This is a genomic window from Bradyrhizobium sp. dw_411 (assembly GCF_018449695.1).
Classification (GTDB): Bacteria; Pseudomonadota; Alphaproteobacteria; order Rhizobiales; family Xanthobacteraceae; genus Bradyrhizobium.
On the sequence record NZ_JAAVUY010000003.1, the window covers coordinates 91,018 to 114,876 of the forward strand.

The following is a 23,859-nucleotide window of genomic DNA, read 5'->3' on the forward strand; positions in this document are numbered from 1 at the left end:
TCCACAAAATATCTCCGTCACGTCGTAATTGATTCGTTCCTGTTGCGTAGGCGTCCGTTTTTCTCCTTACGGGCAGGTTCATGACACATCGACTGGACGTGGCGCGTGGCCGCAGCATCGTCGCGCGCTGGTGCGCGCTCGCCGAGCAGCGGCTCGAATATCTCACCGAATTGTTCGAGACCGGCCGCTGGCGCCGTTATCACAGCGAAACCGCCTTTCTTGAGAATATCAGGGAGGCCAAGGCTGCCGTCGAAACCTGGCGCGACCTGTTGACGCGCGAGGCCTCGCTCGACAATTCGGCGATCGATATGTCATGGCTCAGCCGCGTGGCCCCGGCGCCGCCGCCGCGCCAGACGATGCCCGATCCCGCGCGCCGGCCTGCGCTGGCGCCGATCACCCAGCCATCGCCACGGCCGATTGTCGTGAAATCAGCGGATATCGATCGCATCTCTTCTGATGAGGCGCCTTCCGCGCCTGTCATGGCGGCACCGGTTATGGCCGCGCCGGTCATGGAAGCACCGGCTCTGGACAATACGATGGAACTGTTGCTCGACATCGACGCAATCGAGCGGCGTTATCCGCTGCTGCGCAACGCGATGTAATTCGCTGCGTCGTTCCCGCGTGCAAAGGATCTACTTTCTCACCGCATTGGTCCCGACTACCACCTGAGCGAAGCGCTGCGCGCCCTCGGCGCACAGGTCCGGCGTAATCGGCCTGATGTGATCGAGTCCCACCACGGCGCCGCGCGGTGTTTCCGAAATCATGTTGTTATTGACCAGCGCCGTGCCGGCGCCCGGGGTCACCGATACGCCGACGCCGACGAAGGCCTTGCGGATCACATTGCCCGAGATCACGACGTCGCGCAGATATTTGCCCCAGCCGGCGACGATCCCGAACGAAGGCGCGTTTTCGATCACATTGCCCGACACCGAGGTGTCCGCCTCGACATAGATGCCGATGCCGGCATCGTCATCCGGCGCGGTGCCGATCGGCCGCTTTGGCAGGAGATTGCGGATGATGTTGCCTTGCACGACCGCGAGGCTTCCGCCTTCATTGAAATTGCACACGGACACGCCCAGCGCCGCGCCGTCCACGGTGTTGTTGGCGATCACGGCGCCCTCGAACGCAAATTCGGAATAGAGTGCGACTTCCCGCACGTCGCTGACGCTGTTGCCGGAGATCTGGATGTTGGCTGCCGAATTGCCGCGCACCGCCGAATAATCGCAATTGCGGATGCGATTGCCGCGCACAATGACATTGCCGGCGCGAAACGCGTTGATGGCGTTGCCATATTGTCCGGACCCGCCGGGGCCGGCCTTGATGTCCTCGATGCGGTTGTCGAGCACCTGGGTGCCGTCGTCGCCGATGGCGGTGCGCAGGATCTCGATGCCGTTGTCGTTGGTGCCGGTAATGGTATTGCGCGTCACCAGCAGACCCTGCGCGTCGAACGAGACAATCGCCGTGCCCGCGATGCCCGTGATGATGTTGCCGCTGATGTCGCCCGATACATTCTCGAACCAGATGCCGTTGCCGCCGCTGCCGGCGATCTCGCAATTGACGATGCGGATATCGCGGCCGCCAAGGCAATGAACGAGGCCGCGCCGGTTCGGCAGCGGAATGCCGCTGCCGTCGAACATGATGCCGTCGAGACCGATGCTACCGGCGCCTTCGCCCGACAGCATCGACGCGCCGCCATTGAAGATGAACCGGGTTGCGCCGCGCACGCCGATCAGTTGCGTGCCGCTTTGCAGCCGCAGCATGCCGGTGCGGTAGACACCCGGCGGCAGTGCGAGCGGGACTTGCGCGCGCGCCGCTTCATCGATCGCGCGCTGCAGGGCCTTGGTCTGATCGTCCGGGCTGCCGGGGCGAACGCCGTATTGCGTGACGTCGCGCCCAAGAGCGGAGGTCGGCGGCGCGGCTCGCGCGGCGTCAGGCGACATCGCGCCGGCAACACCGGCTGCGGAAGCTCCAATCAGATGGCGGCGATTGACGTCCATGGTGGCATATTCCCGGCGGGTCCCGCGAACCGCGCCCGCTTTGTTGAAGTAACGCAAAAATACCGCGGCACGTGCTGAAGGCGAGGGCGGAGCAAGGCGATTGTTGGGGGTAGGGTTAATCGTTCAATCCGTTTCGTAGGGTGGGCAAAGCGCCAGCGTGCCCACCGACTTGTTTCACGGGATAGATGGTGGGCACGGCGCAAGCGCGCCTTTGCCCACCCGCGCCCGCGCATCACGTGATCTTTCTTCGCGTCAGCCTCACCATTTCCATCAGGATCGCCTCGCCGGCATCGACCAGTTCATCCAGCGTGATGCGATGCGGTGCGCCCTTGCGTCGGGGAGCGCCGCCGCGTGCGATCAGCGGAATATGCACAAACGCCACGAGGCGCGGACCGGCATCGCCACCCGTCGCCTCGATGGCGCGCCAGCTCAGATAATTGCAGAGATAACTGCCCGCATCGCGCGAGGCGCGGGCGTCGATGCCCGTGCTGTCGGCCGCGCGCAGCAGTCTCATAGTGTGCGGGCCGAACATGACAGCGTCGGCGCCGCCTGCAATCGATCCCTTGCGCGCGCGTGTCTGATCGGCATCCGGCCATCGGGTCGTGACCGCGTTGCGCGCGCGGGTCTCGATCCGGACATGCGCGGTGCGGCCCGCGAGGCCGAACATCAAAACCGCCTGCGGGCGATATTTCGCCAGGAGCTGCGGCAATTCGCGATCGACGGCTTGATACGTGACCGGAAAAATGTGGCCCGACAATTCGACGCCATCGAGCGCGGGACGGCGCAGCCGCAACAGCCGCGCCACCAGCGCCTGCGTCGGATTGAACGGCGCGCCCGGAAACGGGCCGAAGCCGGTGATGAGGATACGGAGTTTTTCGCTCATCTCACTTCAGCCATTCCGCGATCTGCTCCGCCGCCAGCGCCGGCGTGATGCGGCCGTCGGCCACTTCGGACTCGGTCTTCTTCACCTTGGCGCGGATGGCAGGTTCGGAGCGCAGCCGCGTCATCATGCGCTGCTCCAGCATCGACCACATCCACTTCACCTGCTGCTGCCGCCGGCGCTTAGTAAATTCGCCGCTGGCATTCATCGCGGTGCGATGCTCCCCGATTTTCTGCCACAGCGCATCGAGGCCGGTGCCGGTCAGTGCCGAATAGGTCAGGACCGGTGGCTGCCAGTGTTCCGAGCGCGGGCTCAGGATATGCAGCGCGCCGCGATATTCGGCCGCCGCGAGATTGGCGCGCTTGATGTTGTCGCCATCGGCCTTGTTGACCGCGATCATGTCGGCCAGTTCGACCAGCCCCTTCTTGATGCCTTGCAACTCGTCCCCGGCGCCGGGAAGCATCAGCGCCAGGAAAAAATCGGTCATGTCGCAGACGGCCGTCTCGGATTGCCCTATGCCGACGGTCTCCACCAGCACCACGTCGAAATCAGCGGCTTCGCACAACAGCATCGCCTCGCGGGTTTTCGCGGCGACGCCGCCGAGCGTGCCGGAAGCGGGCGAGGGCCGGATGAAGGCGCTGTCGGACGCCGAGAGCCGCGCCATCCGGGTCTTGTCGCCGAGGATCGAGCCGCCGGTGCGCGCCGACGAAGGATCCACCGCGAGTACCGCGACCTTGTGGCCGCGCTCGATCAGGAACATGCCGAGCCCGTCGATGGTGGTGGACTTGCCGACCCCGGGCGAGCCGGTGATCCCGACCCGAACCGCCTTGCCGGTGTCGGGCAGCAGTGCCTGCACCAGATCGCGCGCCGCCGCCTGATGATCGCCGCGCCGGCTTTCGATCAGCGTAATCGCCCGCGCCAGCGCCGCACGGCTTCCGGCACGAAGATCCTTGGCGAGGGCGTTGATGTCGGTGGTGGCACTCTTGAGCAGGGTCATGGCTCTGTTTACAGCGATGAGACGGGGCAGGCGAGGGGGGTGGACAAGAGTGTCCAATCTAAACCGTCATTGCGAGCGAAGCGAAGCAATCCATCGGGCAACAAGCAAGAATGGATTGCTTCGTCGCTTCGCTCCTCGCAATGACGGCATTCCCTCTCAACGTCGTCCTGGCGAAGGCCGGGACCCATACGCCGCGGCCTATCATTGAAGAATGCTGTTGGAGGACTTTCGCGCAACACAACGTTCCTGTGGTTATGGGTCCCGGCCTTCGCCGGGACGACGATGTGGAGACATAACGTCACATTCTCGCGGCGCGATACGCCCGAGTGATGCCAAGAATTTCCACCCTCCGAGAACAGAGGGCGCAGGGAATACCGGGCGCCTGGTGCGCCCGCAGCCGCATGTGCGAAGGTCGAAAGCAAAAAAGCACACGCGTCAGTCAGGTCACACCGAAAACACCCGGCATTCCCCGCGCAATGGTTTACGGCTTACTTCGCGCTCTCCCCGGTGATCGGGCTCTTTTGCCACCGTCGCTCCTGAGAAGCTTGCTTCTCGAGAACTTGACGCCAGCGTCGAGGCGTCAGGACCACACGACTTCGCCGTCCGCATCACGCGCCATTCGTCAAAGGCGCATCCGCGTCCACCGCATCCCGCCTCACGTCCGTGACGATCGCGAAACGCCCCTCTGGGAGGCGGGACGGCGGAATCAATATTACTGTTTCTACCGGTCAGTCAATAAAAATTCGGAAAATCAGAAATTTTATATAAGCCATTCAGCATGTCCGGCCTACGTATAGTGGGCCGGACACGTTTGCGGCACGCCATCAAAAACGGATGGCATTCTCTTTTGGTTCTCAAGCGACGTTTTTCAACGGAAATGGCTGAACGCCGAGATGAGGCAGTATCTTTTCGGCGACATAGTAAGCCTGCTCGATAAGCGGATAGGCCGAAAATATGAAGGTATCGACGCCGATGGATTCGTACTCCTGCAATCGCTCCACGACCTCGTTGACTGATCCCACCAGTGCGGTGGGCGGTCCGTCCTGCAGGATTGTCTGACCCGACCAGAGGTTGGGCGCTATTTGCAATACTCTCGGATCTTCCGGCGTCTTCCCCGCCAACAGGTTTTCAAGTTCGCGCTTGTCGATCAAACCCGACAATCGCTGGGCACTGACCGATGTTCCGCCGCTTTTGCCGCCCCGTCGCGCGATTTCCGCGCGGGCCGCCAGGGTTGCCGAGGTTGCGCGACCGAGGAAATCCTTGGCGGCGCCCCATGCTTCTTCCGATGTTTCCCTGACAATAAGCGGGGCGCGAAGGCCGATCCGAAGAGTTCGGCCGTTACGGTCCGCCGCGTCGCGAACGCGCTTGATTTTCTCTTTCACCAAATGCAGCGGCTCGGCGAATGTGAGATAGTTTACGGCGTGACGTCCGGCAAACTCGATGGCTGCGTCGGACGAACCGGAAAACCATAGCGGCACTGAAGGCCGGGTCGGCTGAATGCGAATGCTCTTGCCCGCTTGAGCCAGCTTGAAGAAGCGTCCTTCATGGTCGATGATCTCGCCAGCGACCAACCGCTTGAAGATGGACCAATATTCTTCATGCATTTCGTAACGCTGATCGTTCTCCAGAAAAACACCGAATTCCCGCATGACAGGTGTTTCCGAGTTGATGATATTGATCACAAGTCGGTTGTTGAACAGGTCGTCGAAGCTGAGAGCCATATTGGCGAGTGTCGAGGGCGAGATCAGCCCTGGATATACAGCGACCAGCGGCCGGAATTTCTCGGTGAGCGTCGCCAACGTTGTTGCGAGAATTAGCGGCTCATGCCGCATCGTCGCAACCAGTGCGCCGGAGTAGGGCAGTTCGTCCATCGCTGCCGCCAATACCCGGAAATGCTTCAATTGGTCGACCTTCCGTCGGCCGTCCGGTTCCCAGGGATAGTGCCCATCCGGCGCGTTGAAGAACCAAAGAATTTCGCTCGCCATGTTACTTTCTCCAGTTAAACGGATCGAACATCAGGCATTGCCCAAAACAAAGTCCAACGCTCGATCAACACAAAGATCGCATTGAGGCCATATCCCACCAGCGCCAGCGTAATGAGGCCGGCATACATCTGATCAACGCCAAGGGATTGCTGACTTGAGAGGATATAAAATCCGACGCCGCTGCTGCCGGCGATCATCTCGCTCACAACCGTTATGACGAGTGCCGTGGCAAGACCGAGACGCAGGCCCGTAAAGACGGCTGGGGAGGCGGCGGGGAAATATACTTGCGTGACCGATTGTACCCAATTCAATCCAAATGTGGTCGCCGTCTCGCGCAAGGTGCTGGAGACGCCCCGCACGCCGGACCAGGTGTTGATCAACACCGGGAAAACAGCCCCAAGCAGCGCGACGAAAAGTTTCATCTTGAAGCCAATTCCGACAAACAGAATTACGAGAGGTATCAGGGCCGAAATCGGGACTGGCCGGATAAGCTCGACAAACGGTTCGAGCAATCCATTCGCTATCCTGGAGCACCCCATCACGATTCCGATGGACACGCCGAATATGACGGCGAGTCCAAATCCGGACAGGGTCCAGCCAAGCGTCTTGATCAACTCGGTTGCCAAAGTCTGATCGAGTAATTCGTGGTACCAGACATCCATCAAATGAACCGGACCCGGCAGCTCCGGCGAGGTGACGAGACCACTTGAAACGCCCGCCTGCCAAATGGCCAGTAAAACGGCAATAGCCGTCCAACCGAGCGCTTTCGTTTTGAAAAAGCCGTACAGCATCGCTTTGACCATCATGCCTGGATCAAATTGATGAGCTCGCGGCGCATCGCAAGAAATTCCAGACTTTCGCGTGTTTCGATCTGCGTCCGCGCCATTGGAAGATTGCTCGCAATGTCGGCGATAATCCCACCGCCTCGTGGACCCAGAACCAGGATACGGTTGGCCAGATACACAGCCTCCTCGACATCATGCGTTACGAACAGGATTGTCGTGCCCAGCTGGCGCCATAGCGTTCTGGTCATGTCTTGAAGCTTGGAACGGCTCAGGGCATCGACCGAACTGAAAGCCTCGTCCAGAAGGATAATCTTTGGCTGCGCCGCAAGGGCTCGCGCTATCGCAACGCGCTGCTGCATTCCACCGGATAGCTCCCACGGGTAACGCTGTCCGATATCCGGGAGTGCGATGAGGGTCCGCAAACGACGGCATTCGGCGTCGACGTCTTCGATCTGCGCCCCGGGGGCCGAATGCCGGATTCCGAATTGAAGATTTTCGTCGACCGTTTTCCACGGAAAAAGACTGCTCGCATAATCCTGAAACACATAGCGGACAGAAGGCGGCGCGCCCTTGTATTTCTGCGTCCCGATTCGAATAGTTCCTGCGCTCGGATTGACCAGCCCCGCTATCATCCGCAACAAGGTCGACTTTCCGCACCCTGACTGACCTACGATGGCAACCAGATCTCCCGACGCGACATCGAACGTTACGGGAGCCAATGCGGCCACAGCGCCGCGTCTGCTTTCGTAGATCTTGCTAATGTTATGGACGAAAATAGAGCCCAGTGGATCCAGAATTCGCCCGTCATCAGGCCGGGCTTCACCATCCAGAAGTCCGCGAACATGCTTCATTGGGAAGCCGTTCCATAAAGATGATCCTTAATGAGGATTCTTTTTGGAATTGAGCCGACCTGGGTCGCAAGATCCACCCAATTTTGAGTGGCCTCAAGATCGACGGGCCCCGACAGCGGCGTCTGGTAATTGTAGGTATCGACGATATCCGGGACTTCTTTTGCGATGGCGCTCAGCTTCATCTGCCCGTAGGCCTCCGATATGCGAGCACGTTCCGCAGAACTGGCTTTCAGAAAATAATTCGCCCCTTTGCGGGCCGCCCGGACAAAACCTTCCACTGTTTTCGGATCGGCTTTGGCGAAAGCAGATGTGGTAAAGAGACCTCCCACGGCTGTCGTCGGCTTGCTTACCTCGAAAGGCGTCGCAAAAATCCGGGTGCCATAAAGTTTCTCGCCTTCCTGGGTAAATGGATCGATACTCGATATCGCGTCGACCTGCCTGGCCTTCAAAAGACCATTGAGTGCTGGCACCGATGTCGCCGTCTGAAGCGTGATGGATTCAATCGGAACACCATTTGCCTTCAGCCAGCCCTTTAACGCGGTCTGATAAAGCGGCGCAGGCGCCGCAGCGATGACTTTCCCGGCAAGGTCCGAAGGCTTTGAAATGGTGCTGTCGCCATTGATGACGAGGCTGTTAGCGAATCCTTCGCCCTTGCCTGAAATGCCGCGACCGCTATGTGCCGAGGCCAGCATAACCAGATCGCGCCCGCCGGCGACGGCCGAAACCCATGCGAGCGTGTCGGAATGAACGATATCAAGCGAGCCGCCAACCAGTGCGCTCACAATCGCCGGACCGCCACCAAGAAATGTAATTTCCAGTTTTAGTCCTTCGTCTCGAAAATAGCCCTGATCGACCGCCGCGAAGACACCAGGCAGGCCTATTCCAATGACTGTTCCAAATCGAATTATACGCAAGTTATCCGGTGATGAATTCGCGGAATCGGCGGCGATCGCAACCGGGCCAAATGCCAGCACGGCAATAATGGAAAGGGCACGAAGCACAGTTTCCAGGATTCTGTTCAACATTCCTGTATTCATCCCGCGAATGACGGATTGGCCTGTCTCTCGCAAGTTGACTCGGGAACGACAGGATATCCTCTCTGATTGAGGCCTTCCGCGATTCATATGGAGACGTGTCTACCGATGCAATGAACGCGTTTTCTAAAGATCGCGTCGACAGCAGAGCGCAATAAGCTCACACATCGCTGATGGCGAAAGAACATTTTCGATGAAGATTTTTATTCTTCAACGTAGCTTGATCGAAGAACTTCAATGCGCGACGATCGCGAAACGCCCCCGGGAGGCGGGACGGAATCAAAAGAAGTCCCGATTTTGATTGCCTTGCATTGGGCATCCCCCAAGCAAACCGCGGTGCTTTCCGCACCGTTTATTTTGGCAAACTCAGCAGTCGGTCTGGCTGGAGCCATGGCCAGAGGACAGATGCCATCCCCTGTGACCTGGGCTTACGCGATTGCGGCTTTGGCTGGCGCGATGATCGGCACGGCGATAGGGATGTGCTGGCTATCGCAGACCGTGACGCGCTTCGTACTTGCTGCAATCCTGGCGATGGCGGGCCTGCAACTTTTGCTCCATTAGACATGCTGCCGATGGCACAGCGGACACGGGCGAAATGCACGATTTCCTCGAGATTGTAGGACTTTCGATTGGCGTCAGCCTGGCGGCGACGGCGATAGCCACGGCCATCGGTCTGCCGGGTGGTACGGCTCTTGCGATTTTTCCGTTTCGCGGACGGCGAGCGCTGGTTGTCCTGATCAACGCATTTTTCGGTTTGCCGCCCGTAGTGATTGGGCTGATTCTATACTTGGCCCTTTCCCGTTCAGGACCGCTGGGCTTTCTTTCGTTGCTTTTCACCCCGGCGGCGATGGTGATCGCGCAGGCAATCCTTGCGATTCCCATCATCACGGCACTCGTGCATCGCGCCAGCGAACGGGCCTGGGCACGATACGGAGACGAACTGATCAGCGATGGTGCGACACGGTTGCAGGCCGTGCCGCAAGTTCTCATGATCATCCAGGCGGACCTTATAACGGCTGTCTTGGCTGGCTTTGGCCGTACCGTCTCGGAAGTCGGCGCGGTGATCCTGGTCGGTGGTAATATTCGCGGCTTGACCAGAACGATGACGACGACCATTGCACTGCAGACGAGCCAGGGCGATCTATCGCTGGCTTTGACGCTTGGTGCGGTATTGGTCGGAATCAGCATTTCAATCAGTGCGACGGTCTTTGCTTTAGCAGGTCGGGCACGAACGGCAGGAAGTGACGAAGTATGATCAGGATTATCAGATCTATTTTGACGCTTGCGGCGGTGATCGCTATCAATGCGAGCTCGGCGGCGGAGCAATCCATCGTGCTGGCTTCGACAACGTCAGTTGAAGCGTCCGGACTATTGGCGAATATTCTCCCGCAATTCACCGCCAAGACCGGCATCACGGTCAACGTGGTGGCGCAGGGTACGGGCAAGGCGATAGACACCGCCCGACGGGGCGACGCTGACTTGCTGCTCGTTCATGATCCAGAGGCCGAACAACAATTCATGGACGAGGGGCATGGCTCGACCCGCCGGCAAATTTCATGGAATGACTTCGTTATTGTGGGACCGTCCGCCGACCCAGCGCAGGTCAAGGGCGGCAGCGACAGTGTAGCGGCATTGAAATCTATTGCAGCAACGCAAGCACCGTTCGTTTCGCGCGGCGACAAGAGCGGTACCAACGCGGCGGAATTGCGCCTTTGGAAGATCGCCGGTCGGACGCCGGATCAGCTCAATAGGGAAAAATGGTATCGCGACATTGGCGGCGGCATGGGCCAGGCCCTCAACGCGGCGAGCGCGATGGACGCCTATACGCTGACCGACCGTGGGACCTGGCTCAGTTTCAACAACAAGGGATCGTTGATCGTCGTTATCGAGGGCGACCCGCGCTTACTCAATCGATACGACGTAATCGAGTTAAGTCCGCAGAAGCATGCAGATTCAAAGCTCGCCGCTGCGAAGGTCTTCGCTGATTGGCTGGTTTCGCCCGAGGGGCAGAAGGCTATCGGGGAATATCAGATGAACGGACAAAAATTGTTCAATCCTTCGTCTGCCTCGCCAAAGTAAACTACTTTCAAGTTTTGGGGCGAATACCTATTCTTGGCCCGGCCGAATTGACGCTCAGTAGCCCTGACCTCGTTCGGTCAGGCTCGGCGCGTGACTTACGGCTCGTGCCGGGCCGCTTTTCTCATTTGACGGTTCGACTTCCCATGTCCGCGTCGGGTCCCATGAGCGGACAACAGGCGGGCTCGAGACGAGATCGCTAAGGGAGAGCAGGTGACACAGAATGGCAAAACGGCACGAACTTCAGCTTCCACCAAGCCTAGTCGGCGACTTCTGCTTCCTGAACGTCCCCGTGCCTTTCGCCGCTGTTGGAGCGTCGAGCTGTTCGGTACCGGCCAGGCGATAGGCCGTGATATCGAACAAACAGCTTCGAAAACGCCGCCGCTGTTTCGTAACCGACCCGGCTGGCAATCCGTGCGATGGGCTCATCGCTGGTTTCCAGCAGGAACGCCGCTTCCGCCATCCGGCGTTCGATGACATAACGGTGCATGGACTGGCCGACGAGCTTGCTAAAGCGCGCCGAAAATACCGAGCGGCCGAGCCCCACGCGCTGGCCAAGATCGCTCAGGGTCCAGGGCCGCTCCGGGTTTTCGTGAATCAGCTTGAGCGCCGGTCCGATATGCGGGTCGGAAATGGCCCCGAGCCAGCCGCCCTGTCCGGGACTGAGAGACGCGATCCAGCTTCGGAGTACCTCGACAAAGAGCACTTCCGTCAGACGCGATAGCGCGACGAGTTGGCCAGGACGCTTGAGCGCGGACTCGCTGACCATGCGGCGCAGGATTGCTTCACGCCAACCACCGTCCCCCGTCGGCTTCAGCAGAAGCACGGGCGGAAGTAGCTCCAGCACGCTGCCAAACATCGGCCGTGACACCGTGAAATTTCCGCAGATCATGGTCGAGGGCTGCTTTGCACGGCTGCCGTGACGAACGACGCCAAGACGCGGTGAGGATCGATCGATATCCATAATCCGCAAAGGCTTGGCCCGGCGATCCGAATAAAATACGTGGGGCTCGCCGCGCGTGATCACGACAAAATCGCCCTCAGTCATCTGGATTTCCGGTCCCTGCCCGAGTGCGAGGGTCGCTGAGCCCTGGCTGAGATAGTGAAACAGAGCGTAGGGGCGCGCCGGCAACTCAAGATGCCAGGGATGGCCGAGTTCGAAGTGAAACAGCAGCGTCCCGCCGAGACGTACGCGATCGAGCACCTGGGCGAGGATATCCATGCCGCCAAGATTAGACCGGTGGACGATCGGACACAACATCCGGACGATTGATCTCTATCGTCCGAGAGGTCCGCGGAATAGGTCATGTCGCGGCGGGCCGACATCACGTGCGGCAACCATCTCGCCAACGGCAGATGGATGAACCGCGACCTTGCTGGAAACGCCTGTCTATTCCCCCGGACTGTTTCGTCCGACATGCCAACAGGAACCATCAATGCGAAATATCCTCCTCTCAGCCGCCACCGCGCTTTTGGCCGGAACGACATTGGCCGGCGCCGTCCAGTCCGCCGAACTGCCCAAGGGAGCAGCCCACAACATTGTGCTCGTGCACGGCGCTTTCGTGGACCAGACGAGCTGGCAGCCCGTTGCCGATATTCTCACGAAGAAAGGCTACAACGTCACGCTCGTTGAAAATCCGCTCACTTCGCTCGCCGCTGACGTCGATGCTACCAAACAGGCGCTCGCAAAGCAGGACGGCAGGACCGTTCTGGTCGGCCACTCCTGGGGCGGCGTGGTGATCACGCAAGCCGGCAACGATCCCAAGGTCTCGGCGCTGGTTTATGTTTCCGCCTTCGCGCCCGAGGTCGGCCAGTCTCTGGCGACACTCGCCAAGAACGGTCCGCCGACCGAAGGCGGCAACGCGATCCATCCTGACGCGAAGGGCAATCTGTACATCGATCCCAAAGTGTTTCCGTCAGCCGTTGCGGCCGACCTTCCTCCTGAGATCGCTGAGCACCTCGCCAACTCGCAGCTTCCGTTGAATCACGTTGCGTTCGAAGCCCCGGTCGACGTTGCGGCCTGGCAGGACAAGCCGACGTTCTACGTGATCAGCACAAAAGACAAAGTGATCGCACCCGAGGCCCAGAAGTTTTTTGCCGCCCGTATGAAGGCGCAGATAACGGAAGTCGCCGGCAGCCATGCGTCGCTCGTCGTTCATGCGAAGCAGGTCGCCGAGACGATTGAAAAGGCCTCGCTTGTGAAGTGACAAGACCGCTCCCGGCACTTTCGTGCCGGGAGCGCCCACGCCTCTCAAGGGAATATGGCACGCATCGGACCGCGCATGATCCAAACCAGCCGAGACTCTGGACGGACCGATCCTCCAAATCGATTTTTTTCATACCAAGCATCAGAGGATGACATGACTGAACTCGACATCGCGAGCCAGGACGCCGCCACGCTCGAAACGGCGCCGACCCGTTACATCGAAGGCGGGGGAATCCGCTTTGCCTATCGCCGCCTCGGCCCCCCAACCGGAACGCCGCTGGTTCTCCTGCAGCACTTCTCGGGCAACATCGATGCGTGGGATCCTGCCGTGGTCAACGCCCTCGCCACCGATCGCCCGGTAATCGCATTCGACAACGCCGGGGTCGGCCGCTCGACCGGTCAAACGCCGGACAATATCGCAGCGATGGCGCGAGACGCAGTCGCCTTCATCAACCTGCTTGGCCTTTCCGAAGTCGACCTGCTGGGCTTTTCCCTCGGCGGCTGCATCGCCCAGCAGATCGCCGCCGAGCACGGACGGCTGGTCCGCAAGCTCATCCTCGTCGGCACCGCGCCGAAAGGCGGAGAGGAGCACCTGTTAGCGGTTCTCCAGGAGGCATTTTCCGATACCGATGCGCCGGACCCTCGTTTGCCGCTGTTCTTCACGAAGTCGTCTGCAAGCCAGTCATCGGGCCTGGCGTTCCTGAAGCGGGCGAAGGTGCGTAAAGACGATCGGGACACCGATAACGGCAGCGCCGTGACCGATCCGCAAGCCAAGGCGCTGATCACCTGGTGCGCCACACCTGACCCCGGGCACGCCTTTCTACACGCCATCCGCCAGCCCACACTTGTGGTCAGCGGCAGCGATGACACCATGCTGCCCGCGAACAACGCCTACGCCATGTTCAAGGAGTTAAGCAACGCTCAGCTGGAGCTTTATCCGGATTCGGGGCACGGCGCCCTGTTTCAGCACCACGAGATATTCGTCAGTCACGTCCGGACCTTCCTGGATGCACAGCCCGCGGCTGCATGACGACGCTATCAGAGGCACTTTATTCATGAGAGTTATGACGGAGGACAAATGACAATCGCTAAAGTCGAGGTGGAGCGTTTCAGCCTCACGAGCCTGAAACCATTCGATGCTGTGGTGGCCGCGATCAAGTCGGCGGTCGGGCAACCCGACATCGTCGAGTTTTTCCGGACAACGAGGGCCGCAAAATCCTTCCCGGATCTGGAGCGCGTTGTACGGAGCGGTCTTGGCCGAACGGACCTTATGCTCTTCGCGGAATTCGACCTCGGCGACATTCTGCGTCGCGAAACCGGATCCAATACGCCCAGGATCATACGATTGGTGGTGGGCAATCCACTCATCATGAAAGAAATGGTCAAGCATGTGCCCGATGCCGGCTCTTACGCTCCGGTCACCGTGCTAATCGATGAGCGTCCGGATGGTGTCCACGTCTCTTATGACAAAATGGAGAGTTATCTGCTGCATTATGGCAGCCCGGAAGCCCTTGCCGTCGCCCGAAATCTCGACACGAAAATCACAACCTTGCTGCGCGAATGTGCAGGCTAGAATGTCCTGATCGTTCAAAATATTCCTGTTTCTACTGAATCGTTAACATAATTTCGGAAACTCCGAATTTATGTGATCGACAGTTCGCCGACCACATCCGCTCCGCTGCTGTTTAATCGCCGGTTGTGCCGATTTTCGAGGTCAGCGTGCGCGACAAAAGGTCTCTTTCAGCGGGTGCGTGCCGTTCTCGCTTCGTCAAAAGATGCTTACGTAGCACAGCCTGCGCGGGCGCCTCAAAATAGCGATACGTGAAATACGACGCCGTGAAGGTTGACGTCACGAAGATCACGAAAAACCAGTCGCTATAGAACGGGATCGGATTTCCGGATATTGCGTATGCTGAGGCAATCAGGAGCTGAATTGGAAATTGCAGGAGATAGCTGGAATAGGTCATGTTTCCGGCGGCCTCCAGCAGGGCTTGAATGAATGCGGAAACGGCAATGTCGCGGCTCAGGCAGAACAGGAGCAGCGGCGTGAATATCAGTAAGAAAAGCGAATCGCTGATTGGCGGCTGCAACCAAAAAATCAGCAACAAAATAGCGGCCATCGCCGACCAGGCAGTACGCTCGATAGTGGCTACACGACTGGTGCTTGCGATAGATCGCCGAACAATGGCGGCGAGGCCACCGGCATAAAAAAATGCGAGACAAGCGAATATCTGCCCACTGAAATTCAGGCAAACCGTAATAACAACCACATTCAAGAGTGCGGATTTTGTTACAAACCGCAACATCAGGAAGAAAATAGCGTAGACTAGGACTTCGACCGAGATCGACCAAATCGGTCCGTTAAAGCTGACACCGCGTTCGAGGCCCCATTCGCTGGCCATGAAGATCTGCAGAAAGAAATGCCGGACATCGTTGTTCTGATAGACGAAGAAATACCCATGAGAGTGGAAATACACCGATTGCAATATCGCGACGACCAACAAGGTAGCGAAGTGGAGTGGGTACAATCGCGATAGGCGGAATACAAAAAACGTCCAGCCTTGCATCGATCGATCGAAAATGGCGTCTCGATACTTCCAGAAGAAAATGAAGCCGCTGGTGCACCAGAATATCCAGACGCCGTCTGTTCCTGCTTCGTAGAATAGATGCAGCATGCCATAAAGCGGCAGGTTGCTTGTGAGGACGTCGGCAGGCTGGTCCGCGAGGTAGGCGAAGTGCTGGTAGTGGTAGATCAACACGCCAAACGCCGCCGCGAAACGAAGCGCTTCCAATCCTAACAATTTTTTGGTTGCCGGTGGCGCGGGCTTTTCGGTCATCGTCTTCACTTGAGGTCGTCGATCTGACCTTGATGCGGAAGAGCGCGTCAGGAGCACCCGTGTCTCAGGACAACACAAAATGCTTTCCAACAGCTTTGCTGGAAGAAGACAAAAGTAAATCTCGGATTTTAACGGGCGTTCTACGTTAGCAAATGGCTAACCATAAATGTCGCAAGGGACGATATATCCAGGGTGCCGGTCGTAGGCGCTTATTTTTTCTCGCCCACGGTGACATAGGCCCACAGAGCCTCGATATCGTTGCCCTTCAGGAGGTCGCCCCACGGCGGCATCTGGTTCTTGCCGTTGGTCACCGAACGCACGAAGCGGTCGTGCTCGCCGGGCGGAAACGTGCGCAGATCGAACGCACTTTCCGGGTCCTGCATCCGCGGCCCATGACAGGGCGAACAATTGCGGGCGAAGATTTCGGCGCCGGTGGCGATCTGCTGTGGCGGAAAGTTTTGGCTTTGGGCGGCGGCTGTCGCGCTCCACAGCGCAACGGCGGCCGCGAGACTTATGCCTGTCGTCAGTCCTGTCATGAAACCTTGCTCAACCTCATTCCGTGGAAAGTCGCCCGCGCTTGTCGAAAGACGGGTCGCGTGTGGTGTTGTCCATGTTTGAACTCCGCCTCCTCACCATCAGGTGGGAGGAGGCGGAAGCCCGGGTCTTCAATCCGGCATCAGGGCGAAGGTCCAGACCGAGCCGCCGGGTGGCACGCTCTTGAGCGCCTCGCGCGCCTGGTTCCAATACACGCCGCCGATGCCCGACAAAACCGTTACATATTGCCGGCCCTTGTAGGTGTAGGTGATCGGCTGCGCGTTGATGCCGGAGCCGGTCTGGAACTGCCAGAGCGTCTTGCCGTCGGCCGCGTCGATGGCGACAAATTCGCCGGTTTCCTTGCCGGTGAACAGCAATCCGCCGCCGGTCGCCACGATCGCCGACCATTGCGGATGATCCCACAGCGGCGCGCGCCATACTTGTTTGGCGGTCAGCGGATCGATCGCGTCGACATGGCCTACCGGCTCGCCCTCGGGCTGCTTGGCCGGCAGATTTTCCACGAACATGAAACGCTGTCCCTGCACGTAAGGTCCGGTCGGCAGATGCTTGAACAACCGAGCCGAATGCATGGTGTTGGCATAGAGGAGACCGGTTTCGGGGTTGAACGCCGCATGCGGCCAGTTCTTGGCGCCGCGCTGCGTCGGCCACAGCTCGATCTGCTCGCCGGCGCGCAGTTTCCTAGCAACGTCAGTCTCGATCGGGCGTCCGCTTTCCATGTCGATGCCGCTTGCCCAGTTCACCCGCTCGAACGGCTTGGCGGAAACCAATTGGCCGCTGGCGCGGTCGATCACATAGAGGAAGCCGTTGCGGTTGAGCTGCATCAGCACCTTGCGCTTGGCGCCGGCGACGTTGAGCTCGCCGAGGATCATTTCCCAGTTGCCGTCATAGTCGTATTGGTCGTTGGGCGTGAACTGGTAGTGCCAGACGATCTCGCCGGTCTTCGGCCGCATCGCCAGCACCGAGGCGGTGTAAAGGTTATCGCCGGGCCGCGATTGCGAGGCCCAGGGCGCCGGATTGCCGGTGCCCCAATAGGTGAGGTCGAGGTCGGGATCGTAGGAGCCGGTGATCCAGCTCGAGCCGCCGCCGGTCTTCCAGGCGTCGGTGTCCTGCGGCCAGGTCTCGTTGCCGGATTCACCGCGCGCCGGGATCGTATAGCGGCGCCACAAATGCTTGCCGGTTTCCGGGTCCCAGCCGTCTATGAAGCCGCGAATGCCGAACTCCGCGCCGGAGATGCCGGTGATCAACACGTTGTTGGCGATCAGCGGCGCGACCGTCATGGAATAGCCTTCCTTCCATTCGGCCGCCTTTTCGTTCCAGATCTCCTTGCCGGTCTTCATGTCGAGCGCGATGACATGGGCATCGAGCGTGGTGCGGTAGAGTTTGCCGTTGAGGATCGCGGCACCCTTGTTGGAGACGCCGCAGCACACGATGCGCGGCGTTTCCGGCAACCAGTCGACCGGGGTTTTCCAGATCTGCTTGCCGGTGCCGACATCGATCGCCACGGTTGCCCTGGCGTTGGTGACATACATGACGCCGTCGAGCACCAGCGGCTGCGCCTGCTCGCCCCAGGGGTTGTCGAGGCTGAGATTCCAGACCGGCACCAGGCGTTTGACCGTCGCCTTGTCGATTTGTTTCAGCGGGCTATAGCGGTTGAGGCTATAGCCCATGCCGTAGGTCAGCACGTTGTCGGGGTTCTTGCCGTCGTTCTTGAGATCGTCGAGCGTCTGCGCCGATGCCGCACCCGCAAGCAGTACCATCACGGCCGCAGCCGTTACCGTCTTCATGAGCACCCTCCCGTGACGACGGTCGTGCGGCCTTTTGGCCGCCGCCACGCCCTTGTGCGGGAGGTTAGCGCAACGCCAACGCCTGTCGAGCCCGATATAGGCCGGGATTTTTCGTGCGGCCATGCGCCAAACGCAGAGTTCGGCCAGTCATTCTTGGTGCACTCTGATGTCCCGAACCATCATTGCGATCATGGCAATGATGGCCCGGGCGACGCGGCGCGGCCCTAAGCGAGGATTTCAAGCGTCAGCGGCTTCAGCTTGAAGTTGTTGCAGGAGTTGAACAGGATCGGGCAATTCGAAATGGCCACGATCTGCGGCATCAGCGCCTGCATGGTGATGTAGTCGCCCGGCTTGCCTTTGGGCGGGCGGATTTCCCAGACGCCGTTCTCGTCGTACGCGACGGTCATGAAGACGTTGAAACAGGCATCGATATTGAAGCTCCAGCGGTCCATGCCATAGCCGCGGATGGCGGCCTCGAGGTTGGACTGACAATTCGGTGCGCTGGTTCCGGGCTCCCCGTAGCGGGCGACGTTGAGATGCTCGCTGCAATAGCCGCCGCCGCAGTAATTCTCGGCGGTGAGGTCCTCCTCGATCTTCCACATTTCGCGGGTGCGGTTGGTATAGAGCGTGTGCGGCGCCGTGAGCTTCCAGTTCAGGTTCACCGCGCGGCTCGAATGCATCGACAGCAATTCGCGCGCATCGTCACGATTAAACGAGATCAGGTCCGCGACCTGCTCGCCTTCAGGCTGGGCCAGGCGGAGCCGCTGACCGGTCTCGATTTCGAAGCTGATATTGCCGGCGGGCGGCAGCGTTACCAGTTCGCCCGGTTTGAGCACATGAGTAGCCTTGACATGGGTAGCGTTGGTCATGACGGAAGCGGCTTTCCTTTGGTTTCGGGCAGGAAGAACAACGCGATTAACCCGACTGCAAAGACGCTGGCAAGGGTGGTCGCCGCCGGACCGTACCCGCCGAAGAAAGCAATCAGGCTCGATGCGATGATCGGGCCGAACATCGCCAGGAAACGCGCCGAATTGAAGATCAGGCTGATCGCCGTCGAGCGGATGCTGGTCGGAAACATTTCCGGGGGATGCACCGCGAACCAGCCGTACAGACCGCCGGTGAGGAAGCCATTGACGAGCTGCAGCAGCACCACGATTTGCGGATCGCGCACCCAGAGGAACACGATCGGTGTGATCGCGATCGAACCGGCCAGGTAGAACGCCAGCGTGCCGCGGCGGCCCCAGATATCGGAAAGCAGGCCGAAACCGATGCAGCCGAAGATTTCGCCGATGGCATAGAGCAGGCCGGCCATGCCGGCATAATACACGCCGCTTTTCGGATCGGAGGCGAGCGTCGCCGCGTAGGTCGGCACCCACGACGAGATCGCCCAGAAGCCGACCGTGATCGAGATCGAGACGATGATCGCGACGACGAGGTTGCGGGCGTTAGCGCGCAGGGCGCTCCCGATCGCTGCCATGGAATGGTTCACCTTGGTCCAGCGCTCGGATTCGGGGATCGCCCGCGCCAGAAAAGCGACGAACAGCGCGGGCACGATGCCGACCGCATACATCCAGCGCCATGAGGCGCCGAACGAGCCGCCCAGCACCAGCCACAGCACCGAGGCGATGACGAACCCGCCGGAAAATGCTGCCTGCAGAATGCCGGCGCCTTTGGTGCGCAGCCGCTCGGGCCAGATTTCCTGCAGCAGCGAGGTGCCGACGCCCCATTCGGCGCCGATGCCGACGCCGGTGAGGAAGCGGGTGAAGGCGAGCCATTGCCACGTCGGCGCCAGCGCGCTGGTGCCGGTGAAAATGCTGTAGAGCACCACGGCCCAGATCATGGTCCGGCGCCGGCCGAAGCGATCGCCGATGAAGCCGCCGAGCACACCGCCGACCGCCCAGCCGAACAGCGTGATCGAAATCAGATAGGCCGCGACGCGCGGCAGCGTCGACAATTCGCTGGCCGGCAACAGGTCGTGCAGCGATGGCCCGATGGTCAGCAATAATGCAAATGTCTCGTAGCCATCGAACAGCCAAAACAGCATCGTGATGCCGAGCACATTCCACTGCCGCCGCGTGAGACTTTCACCGGCGTCAACAGCCGTAATGTCAGCGCTTGTCATATAACGATGCCCCTTGATCCAAATTTTCTGGATGAAGTGGCAACGTATTGTACGGTTGCTTTCAAGGTCAACGTGCAGGTTTACGCCGGGAATCGCCAAAACCAGCACAATGCTTTTTTGTTTTGCGCATTGACCTCATTTTGGTCGGCGATTGCACATGGCCTTCGCAATTCGGCAAAATCGTCTACACTTTATCTGCATGGCAGGCTTGAGAGGCGGATTGCAAAAAGAAGCATGGAATTAGGACTATGGAGTTAGGGCCTTCTCCCTAATCTCGTCGTGCCCGGGCTTGTCCCGGGCATCCACGTCCTTTCTTGCGATACTCAAGACGTGGATGGCCGGGACAAGCCCGGCCATGACGAAAAAGCGATTCAAATCTGCGGCGAGAAGCCAGAAAATTCTGGGCGAACTTATTACGGCATCTTGCACTCTGTAGTGGCCGGGAAGGCAGTCGCGGCCGGGACCGTTGAGACGATATCGAACCAGCCGTGCGGCTCGGCGAGCTGTGCCGAACTCTTGACCTTGGCGACATAGAGGTCGTGCACGACCATATGGTCGCTGGCGCGGAATTCGGCGTTGTGGGCGAACATGTCATCGAATTTGTGCCCGTCCAGCACATGGATCACGGCATCGGCGTCCGTCGTACCCGCGGTTTTGACCGCGTTCAGCCATTGCAGCGTGGCGGAGTAGTCGGCGGCCTGCGCGGCGTCGGGCCGAAGCCCGTTATGCGCGGCCGCATAGCGGTCGGCCCAGGCGCGGGCCGCAGGATCCAGATTCCAGTACCACGGCACCGCGGCGACGACGCCGGCATAGCCGTCCTTGACCCGGTCGACGTCCGAAAGATACAGCAGCGCCGTCGTGATGGTGGCTTTCAGCTTGGCCTTGTTGAGGAAGGTAATGCCGGCATCGCCCTTGGCTGCGTCATCGAACACCGCGACCACATCGGGATTGGCGCCGCTGATGTCGCCAAGCGCGTTCGCAAAATCCGCCTCGGTGTTCTGTTGGGGAATCACGATGGATTTCACGACCTCGCCGCCATGCGCGGTCACGATCGGCGACATCAGTCCGACTCCGGCCTTGCCGAAACCGGTGTCCTCGCCAATCATGGCCCAGCGCTTGTTCTGCGGCTGTGTCATCAGGTAGTTCGCGGTCGCGGTCGTGATCGCAATCAGGTTGAACGAGTAGTGATAGAAGTACTTGCTGCAGGCGGCCCGGGTGAGGGCGGGGCTTGCCGCGATGGTGGTGATCGCGAGCTTTTTCCGCTCGGTAGCCACTTTGGAGACTTCGGTCGCGATCGGCGAATTCTGGACGTCCATCAGGATGTCGGCGCCGGCGTCATAGGCTTGCCTCGCGAGCGCGGGCGCCTCAGCCCCCTTGTTGTGATCGTTGAGCGCATCGACCACGATGGGCCGGCCCAGCACCGAGCCGCCGAAATCGGCAACGGCCATCCGGGTGGCATCGACGCCGCCACGGCCCGACCGCGCATCGTAGAGATCATCGTTCAGATCCGAGATCACGGTGATGCGGACCGGCTCCGGATCCGCCGCAAACGCGCCGCCGACATGCGCCACGCCCGCGAGGGCCGTGCCCGCCAACAGGCAAGCCATCCATTTAGAGGTCATGCGAAATCCTTCCAGTCACAAAGCGAGAGCGATGTTGCTCTCGGCGGCCTGCCGAACCAAGGGCAGATTACGCTATATCGTGTGAAGCAATTTCGACCAAGGTGCCGGCACTCACGACGGTGTGAAGCCGACCTCCCCAATAAACCTTCGTAACCTGAACGCCCCGGGCTTTTAAATCATTCCGGTTTGCCGGGAACCTGTGCAAGCGAGCACTCAGGCAACGTCAGTGGAAAGCGAAACGCTCCTGAATGCGTCGAATTCGGCCTGCAACGATTTCATTTTTTCCTCCACCAGCCGGACGGCATCGCTGCCGAGCAGCAGATGCGCCGGCGGGTTGACCGACAGGGCGACTTTCAGCATCGCCTGCGCGGCCTTTTGCGGATCGCCGATCTGCCGGCCGCTCAGTTCTGCGCGGCGCTTGCGGATTGGTTCGATGACGGCATCGTAGTCGGCGATGGACCGTGCGGCGCGTACCATCGATCGTCCGGCCCAATCGGTGCGAAAGCCGCCGGGCTCGATCGCGGTGACCTTGATGCCGAGGTCGCTGACTTCCTTGCCGAGCGATTCGGATATGCCTTCCAGCGCAAACTTGCTGCCGTGGTAATAGGAAAGGCCCGGCAGGGTGATGATCCCGCCCATCGACGTGATGTTGAGAATATGTCCAGCGTGTCGCTTGCGCATGAAGGGCAGCACCGCCTGGATCATCGCGACGGCGCCGAATACGTTGACCTCGAACTGGCGCCGCAGATCGTCGATGGACGATTCTTCCAAAATGCCCTCGTGGCCGTAGCCGGCATTGTTGACCAGAACGTCGATCGCGCCGATGCGGTTCTCGACATCGGCAACCGCGGGCGCGATGGCTTGGGTGTCCGTGACATCGAGGACCAGCGCGTGCGCGCCTCGACCGAGGGCCTCGAATTTCTGTCTGTCGGCGTCGTTACGCACGGTACCGGCGACGGTATGGCCGTCGCTTAAGGCAGCCTCCGCCAATGCCCGGCCGAAGCCGGAGGAAACGCCTGTAATGAGGAATGTTTTGGCCATGGTGGTTGCCTTTGGGATTGCTTGCGAATGCTGATTGCCGGCCCAATATAGTCGGCTTGATTAATGCAATAATCGGCATAGAGTGGGATGACCTGATGCAAGATATCGCACAATGCTCCAGCCTGGTCTTTTCGAACTGAACGCCGTTGCCGCGATTTCCGCGCATCGCAGTTTTCGCGCGGCCGCAACTGAACTCGGCATTTCGCCTTCGGCATTGAGCCATGCGGTCGCCGGGCTCGAAAAGCGGCTTGGCGTGCGCCTCATCAATCGCACCACCCGCAGCGTCTCACTGTCGGAAGCGGGAGAGCGTTTCCTCGCACGGGTCAGCCCCGCGCTGCGCGAGATTGCCGGCGCGTTGGAGGATGTGAACGAGTTTCGCGATACACCAACGGGAACGCTGCGTATCAATCTGAAGGAGCGCGCCGCGCACCAGATTCTCCGCCCCGTCGTTGCAAATTTTCTGCGGCGTTATCCCGACATGAATGTCGAATTGGCTTTGGAAGGCCGTACCATCGATATTGTCGCGGAAGGCTTCGATGCCGGCATTCGGCTCGCGGAATCCGTGCCGCTGGATATGGTTGCGATCCCCTGCGGTCCGGATTCCCGTTTTATCGTCGTCGGCGCGCCCGATTATTTCACGCGCGCTTCGGTGCCACGGTCGCCTTCAGATCTGCTCAACCACGAATGCATTCGCAGGCGGATGCCAAGCGGCAAACTCTATCACTGGGAGTTCGAAAAGCGCGGTGAGGAGATAGCCGTGGATGTGCCGGGCAGGCTCACCCTCGATAATGACGCTCTGATGGTCGAGGCGGCGCTCGAAGGCCTCGGGCTGGTGTTCGTCAGCGATTTCTGGGTGGCGGGACATCTCGCCGCCGGTCGGCTGCAGGCCGTGCTGGAAGACTGGACGCCGCCATTTCCCGGCTTACGGCTCTATTATCCCGGGCACCGGCATATGACGGCGGGGCTTCGCGCTTTTGTCGATCTGTTGCGCGAGGAGAGGAAGTTGGCCGCGAGGGGTAACGCGGCCGCCGCCGATCTCAGGGCCAAGCGACCGGGACACAAGCGCAAACGAAGTTGAACGGCCACC

General features: G+C 60.0%; 23 protein-coding genes. 8 read left to right on the forward strand and 15 right to left on the reverse strand.

The annotated features are described in order from the left end of the window. The first annotated feature begins 80 nt into the window (after positions 1-80). Positions 81-602: a TIGR03809 family protein gene (locus HB676_RS05495; RefSeq protein ID WP_213736688.1), complete on the forward strand. Its 522-nt coding sequence runs from the start codon at positions 81-83 to the stop codon at positions 600-602. 30 nt (positions 603-632) lie between these two features. Here HB676_RS05495 and HB676_RS05500 read toward each other — a convergent pair whose 3' ends face one another. The 7 genes from HB676_RS05500 to HB676_RS05530 all read right to left on the reverse strand — a co-directional run bounded on the left by HB676_RS05500 (position 633) and on the right by HB676_RS05530 (position 8,520). Continuing rightward, positions 633-1,997: a TIGR03808 family TAT-translocated repetitive protein gene (locus HB676_RS05500; protein WP_213736689.1), complete on the reverse strand. Its 1,365-nt coding sequence runs from the start codon at positions 1,995-1,997 to the stop codon at positions 633-635. Between the two features lie 232 nt (positions 1,998-2,229). Further along, the gene (locus HB676_RS05505) at positions 2,230-2,880 is read right to left on the reverse strand and encodes a pyroglutamyl-peptidase I (RefSeq protein WP_213736690.1); all 651 of its coding nucleotides are present in this window, start codon (positions 2,878-2,880) and stop codon (positions 2,230-2,232) included. Position 2,881: 1 nt separating this feature from the next. Next, positions 2,882-3,874, reverse strand: a complete 993-nt coding sequence (meaB, locus tag HB676_RS05510) for a methylmalonyl Co-A mutase-associated GTPase MeaB (protein WP_213736691.1) — start codon at positions 3,872-3,874, stop codon at positions 2,882-2,884. Positions 3,875-4,728: 854 nt separating this feature from the next. Then, entirely contained in the window at positions 4,729-5,859 is a 1,131-nt protein-coding gene (locus HB676_RS05515; protein ID WP_213736692.1) for an LLM class flavin-dependent oxidoreductase, read from the reverse strand. Between the two features lie 14 nt (positions 5,860-5,873). Then, the gene (locus HB676_RS05520; protein WP_213736693.1) at positions 5,874-6,665 is read right to left on the reverse strand and encodes an ABC transporter permease; all 792 of its coding nucleotides are present in this window, start codon (positions 6,663-6,665) and stop codon (positions 5,874-5,876) included. Continuing rightward, positions 6,662-7,495, reverse strand: coding sequence for an ABC transporter ATP-binding protein (locus HB676_RS05525; protein ID WP_213736694.1), 834 nt, complete (start codon positions 7,493-7,495; stop codon positions 6,662-6,664). The genes HB676_RS05520 and HB676_RS05525 overlap by 4 nt, the downstream gene beginning before the upstream one ends. After that, entirely contained in the window at positions 7,492-8,520 is a 1,029-nt protein-coding gene (locus HB676_RS05530; protein ID WP_213736695.1) for an ABC transporter substrate-binding protein, read from the reverse strand. The genes HB676_RS05525 and HB676_RS05530 overlap by 4 nt, the downstream gene beginning before the upstream one ends. A 246-nt stretch (positions 8,521-8,766) precedes the next feature. Between HB676_RS05530 and HB676_RS05535 the strand changes: the two genes are divergently transcribed. From HB676_RS05535 to HB676_RS05545, 3 genes are read left to right on the forward strand one after another with little or no spacing between them, the layout of a single operon-like run. Then, positions 8,767-9,090 carry a hypothetical protein gene (locus HB676_RS05535; RefSeq protein ID WP_213736696.1) on the forward strand — a complete coding sequence of 108 codons (324 nt, stop codon included), beginning with the start codon at positions 8,767-8,769 and terminating at the stop codon, positions 9,088-9,090. Positions 9,091-9,124: 34 nt separating this feature from the next. Beyond that, on the forward strand, positions 9,125-9,784 hold the full coding sequence (locus tag HB676_RS05540; protein ID WP_213736697.1) for an ABC transporter permease: 660 nt from the start codon (positions 9,125-9,127) through the stop codon (positions 9,782-9,784). A 20-nt stretch (positions 9,785-9,804) separates the two neighbouring features. Further along, positions 9,805-10,608, forward strand: a complete 804-nt coding sequence (locus HB676_RS05545) for a substrate-binding domain-containing protein (protein ID WP_346347263.1) — start codon at positions 9,805-9,807, stop codon at positions 10,606-10,608. Positions 10,609-10,864: 256 nt separating this feature from the next. Here the strand turns inward: HB676_RS05545 and HB676_RS05550 are convergent, their stop codons facing one another. Continuing rightward, complete coding sequence (locus tag HB676_RS05550; RefSeq protein ID WP_213737005.1) at positions 10,865-11,827, reverse strand: AraC family transcriptional regulator; 963 nt, start codon at positions 11,825-11,827, stop codon at positions 10,865-10,867. A gap of 214 nt (positions 11,828-12,041) precedes the next feature. Here HB676_RS05550 and HB676_RS05555 point away from each other — a divergent pair, with 214 nt between their 5' ends. The 3 genes from HB676_RS05555 (at position 12,042) to HB676_RS05565 (ending at position 14,384) form a co-directional block, all read left to right on the forward strand. Next, the gene (locus HB676_RS05555) at positions 12,042-12,812 is read left to right on the forward strand and encodes an alpha/beta hydrolase (RefSeq protein ID WP_213736699.1); all 771 of its coding nucleotides are present in this window, start codon (positions 12,042-12,044) and stop codon (positions 12,810-12,812) included. A gap of 153 nt (positions 12,813-12,965) precedes the next feature. Beyond that, positions 12,966-13,841, forward strand: a complete 876-nt coding sequence (locus HB676_RS05560; protein ID WP_213736700.1) for an alpha/beta hydrolase — start codon at positions 12,966-12,968, stop codon at positions 13,839-13,841. Positions 13,842-13,889: 48 nt separating this feature from the next. Further along, positions 13,890-14,384 carry a DUF302 domain-containing protein gene (locus HB676_RS05565; RefSeq protein WP_213736701.1) on the forward strand — a complete coding sequence of 165 codons (495 nt, stop codon included), beginning with the start codon at positions 13,890-13,892 and terminating at the stop codon, positions 14,382-14,384. 112 nt (positions 14,385-14,496) lie between these two features. Here the strand turns inward: HB676_RS05565 and HB676_RS05570 are convergent, their stop codons facing one another. The 7 genes from HB676_RS05570 to HB676_RS05600 all read right to left on the reverse strand — a co-directional run bounded on the left by HB676_RS05570 (position 14,497) and on the right by HB676_RS05600 (position 22,772). Beyond that, the gene (locus HB676_RS05570; protein WP_213736702.1) at positions 14,497-15,648 is read right to left on the reverse strand and encodes an acyltransferase; all 1,152 of its coding nucleotides are present in this window, start codon (positions 15,646-15,648) and stop codon (positions 14,497-14,499) included. Positions 15,649-15,857: 209 nt separating this feature from the next. Continuing rightward, positions 15,858-16,184: a cytochrome c gene (locus HB676_RS05575; RefSeq protein ID WP_213736703.1), complete on the reverse strand. Its 327-nt coding sequence runs from the start codon at positions 16,182-16,184 to the stop codon at positions 15,858-15,860. 129 nt (positions 16,185-16,313) lie between these two features. Next, a complete protein-coding gene (locus tag HB676_RS05580) occupies positions 16,314-17,987 on the reverse strand; it encodes a PQQ-dependent dehydrogenase, methanol/ethanol family (RefSeq protein ID WP_213736704.1) in 1,674 nt (557 codons plus the stop codon). Between the two features lie 224 nt (positions 17,988-18,211). Next, positions 18,212-18,856 carry an urea carboxylase-associated family protein gene (locus HB676_RS05585; protein WP_213736705.1) on the reverse strand — a complete coding sequence of 215 codons (645 nt, stop codon included), beginning with the start codon at positions 18,854-18,856 and terminating at the stop codon, positions 18,212-18,214. Then, a complete protein-coding gene (locus HB676_RS05590) occupies positions 18,853-20,109 on the reverse strand; it encodes an MFS transporter (protein ID WP_213736706.1) in 1,257 nt (418 codons plus the stop codon). Before HB676_RS05590 ends, HB676_RS05585 begins: the two co-directional genes overlap by 4 nt. Positions 20,110-20,522: 413 nt before the next feature. Further along, the gene (locus tag HB676_RS05595) at positions 20,523-21,731 is read right to left on the reverse strand and encodes an ABC transporter substrate-binding protein (RefSeq protein WP_213736707.1); all 1,209 of its coding nucleotides are present in this window, start codon (positions 21,729-21,731) and stop codon (positions 20,523-20,525) included. Positions 21,732-21,944: 213 nt separating this feature from the next. Continuing rightward, positions 21,945-22,772, reverse strand: a complete 828-nt coding sequence (locus HB676_RS05600; protein WP_213736708.1) for an oxidoreductase — start codon at positions 22,770-22,772, stop codon at positions 21,945-21,947. Between the two features lie 112 nt (positions 22,773-22,884). On the opposite strand from HB676_RS05600, the gene HB676_RS05605 reads away from it, so the two are divergent. After that, positions 22,885-23,850, forward strand: coding sequence for a LysR family transcriptional regulator (locus HB676_RS05605; RefSeq protein ID WP_213736709.1), 966 nt, complete (start codon positions 22,885-22,887; stop codon positions 23,848-23,850). Positions 23,851-23,859 lie beyond the last annotated feature (9 nt).

Excerpts from the sequence above, each read along its gene's own strand:
- HB676_RS05575 (WP_213736703.1), bottom strand. The coding sequence starts at position 16,184 with ATGACAGGACTGACGACAGGCATAAGTCTCGCGGCCGCCGTTGCGCTG.
- HB676_RS05540 (WP_213736697.1), top strand. The coding sequence starts at position 9,125 with ATGCACGATTTCCTCGAGATTGTAGGACTTTCGATTGGCGTCAGCCTG.
- HB676_RS05605 (WP_213736709.1), top strand. The coding sequence starts at position 22,885 with ATGCTCCAGCCTGGTCTTTTCGAACTGAACGCCGTTGCCGCGATTTCC.
- HB676_RS05585 (WP_213736705.1), bottom strand. The coding sequence starts at position 18,856 with ATGACCAACGCTACCCATGTCAAGGCTACTCATGTGCTCAAACCGGGC.
- HB676_RS05500 (WP_213736689.1), bottom strand. The coding sequence starts at position 1,997 with ATGGACGTCAATCGCCGCCATCTGATTGGAGCTTCCGCAGCCGGTGTT.
- HB676_RS05595 (WP_213736707.1), bottom strand. The coding sequence starts at position 21,731 with ATGACCTCTAAATGGATGGCTTGCCTGTTGGCGGGCACGGCCCTCGCG.
- HB676_RS05530 (WP_213736695.1), bottom strand. The coding sequence starts at position 8,520 with ATGTTGAACAGAATCCTGGAAACTGTGCTTCGTGCCCTTTCCATTATT.
- HB676_RS05580 (WP_213736704.1), bottom strand. The coding sequence starts at position 17,987 with ATGAAGACGGTAACGGCTGCGGCCGTGATGGTACTGCTTGCGGGTGCG.
- HB676_RS05550 (WP_213737005.1), bottom strand. The coding sequence starts at position 11,827 with ATGGATATCCTCGCCCAGGTGCTCGATCGCGTACGTCTCGGCGGGACG.
- HB676_RS05535 (WP_213736696.1), top strand. The coding sequence starts at position 8,767 with ATGCGCGACGATCGCGAAACGCCCCCGGGAGGCGGGACGGAATCAAAA.
- HB676_RS05565 (WP_213736701.1), top strand. The coding sequence starts at position 13,890 with ATGACAATCGCTAAAGTCGAGGTGGAGCGTTTCAGCCTCACGAGCCTG.
- HB676_RS05570 (WP_213736702.1), bottom strand. The coding sequence starts at position 15,648 with ATGACCGAAAAGCCCGCGCCACCGGCAACCAAAAAATTGTTAGGATTG.
- HB676_RS05560 (WP_213736700.1), top strand. The coding sequence starts at position 12,966 with ATGACTGAACTCGACATCGCGAGCCAGGACGCCGCCACGCTCGAAACG.
- HB676_RS05600 (WP_213736708.1), bottom strand. The coding sequence starts at position 22,772 with ATGGCCAAAACATTCCTCATTACAGGCGTTTCCTCCGGCTTCGGCCGG.
- HB676_RS05525 (WP_213736694.1), bottom strand. The coding sequence starts at position 7,495 with ATGAAGCATGTTCGCGGACTTCTGGATGGTGAAGCCCGGCCTGATGAC.
- HB676_RS05505 (WP_213736690.1), bottom strand. The coding sequence starts at position 2,880 with ATGAGCGAAAAACTCCGTATCCTCATCACCGGCTTCGGCCCGTTTCCG.
- HB676_RS05520 (WP_213736693.1), bottom strand. The coding sequence starts at position 6,665 with ATGATGGTCAAAGCGATGCTGTACGGCTTTTTCAAAACGAAAGCGCTC.
- HB676_RS05515 (WP_213736692.1), bottom strand. The coding sequence starts at position 5,859 with ATGGCGAGCGAAATTCTTTGGTTCTTCAACGCGCCGGATGGGCACTAT.
- HB676_RS05495 (WP_213736688.1), top strand. The coding sequence starts at position 81 with ATGACACATCGACTGGACGTGGCGCGTGGCCGCAGCATCGTCGCGCGC.
- meaB (WP_213736691.1), bottom strand. The coding sequence starts at position 3,874 with ATGACCCTGCTCAAGAGTGCCACCACCGACATCAACGCCCTCGCCAAG.
- HB676_RS05555 (WP_213736699.1), top strand. The coding sequence starts at position 12,042 with ATGCGAAATATCCTCCTCTCAGCCGCCACCGCGCTTTTGGCCGGAACG.
- HB676_RS05590 (WP_213736706.1), bottom strand. The coding sequence starts at position 20,109 with ATGACAAGCGCTGACATTACGGCTGTTGACGCCGGTGAAAGTCTCACG.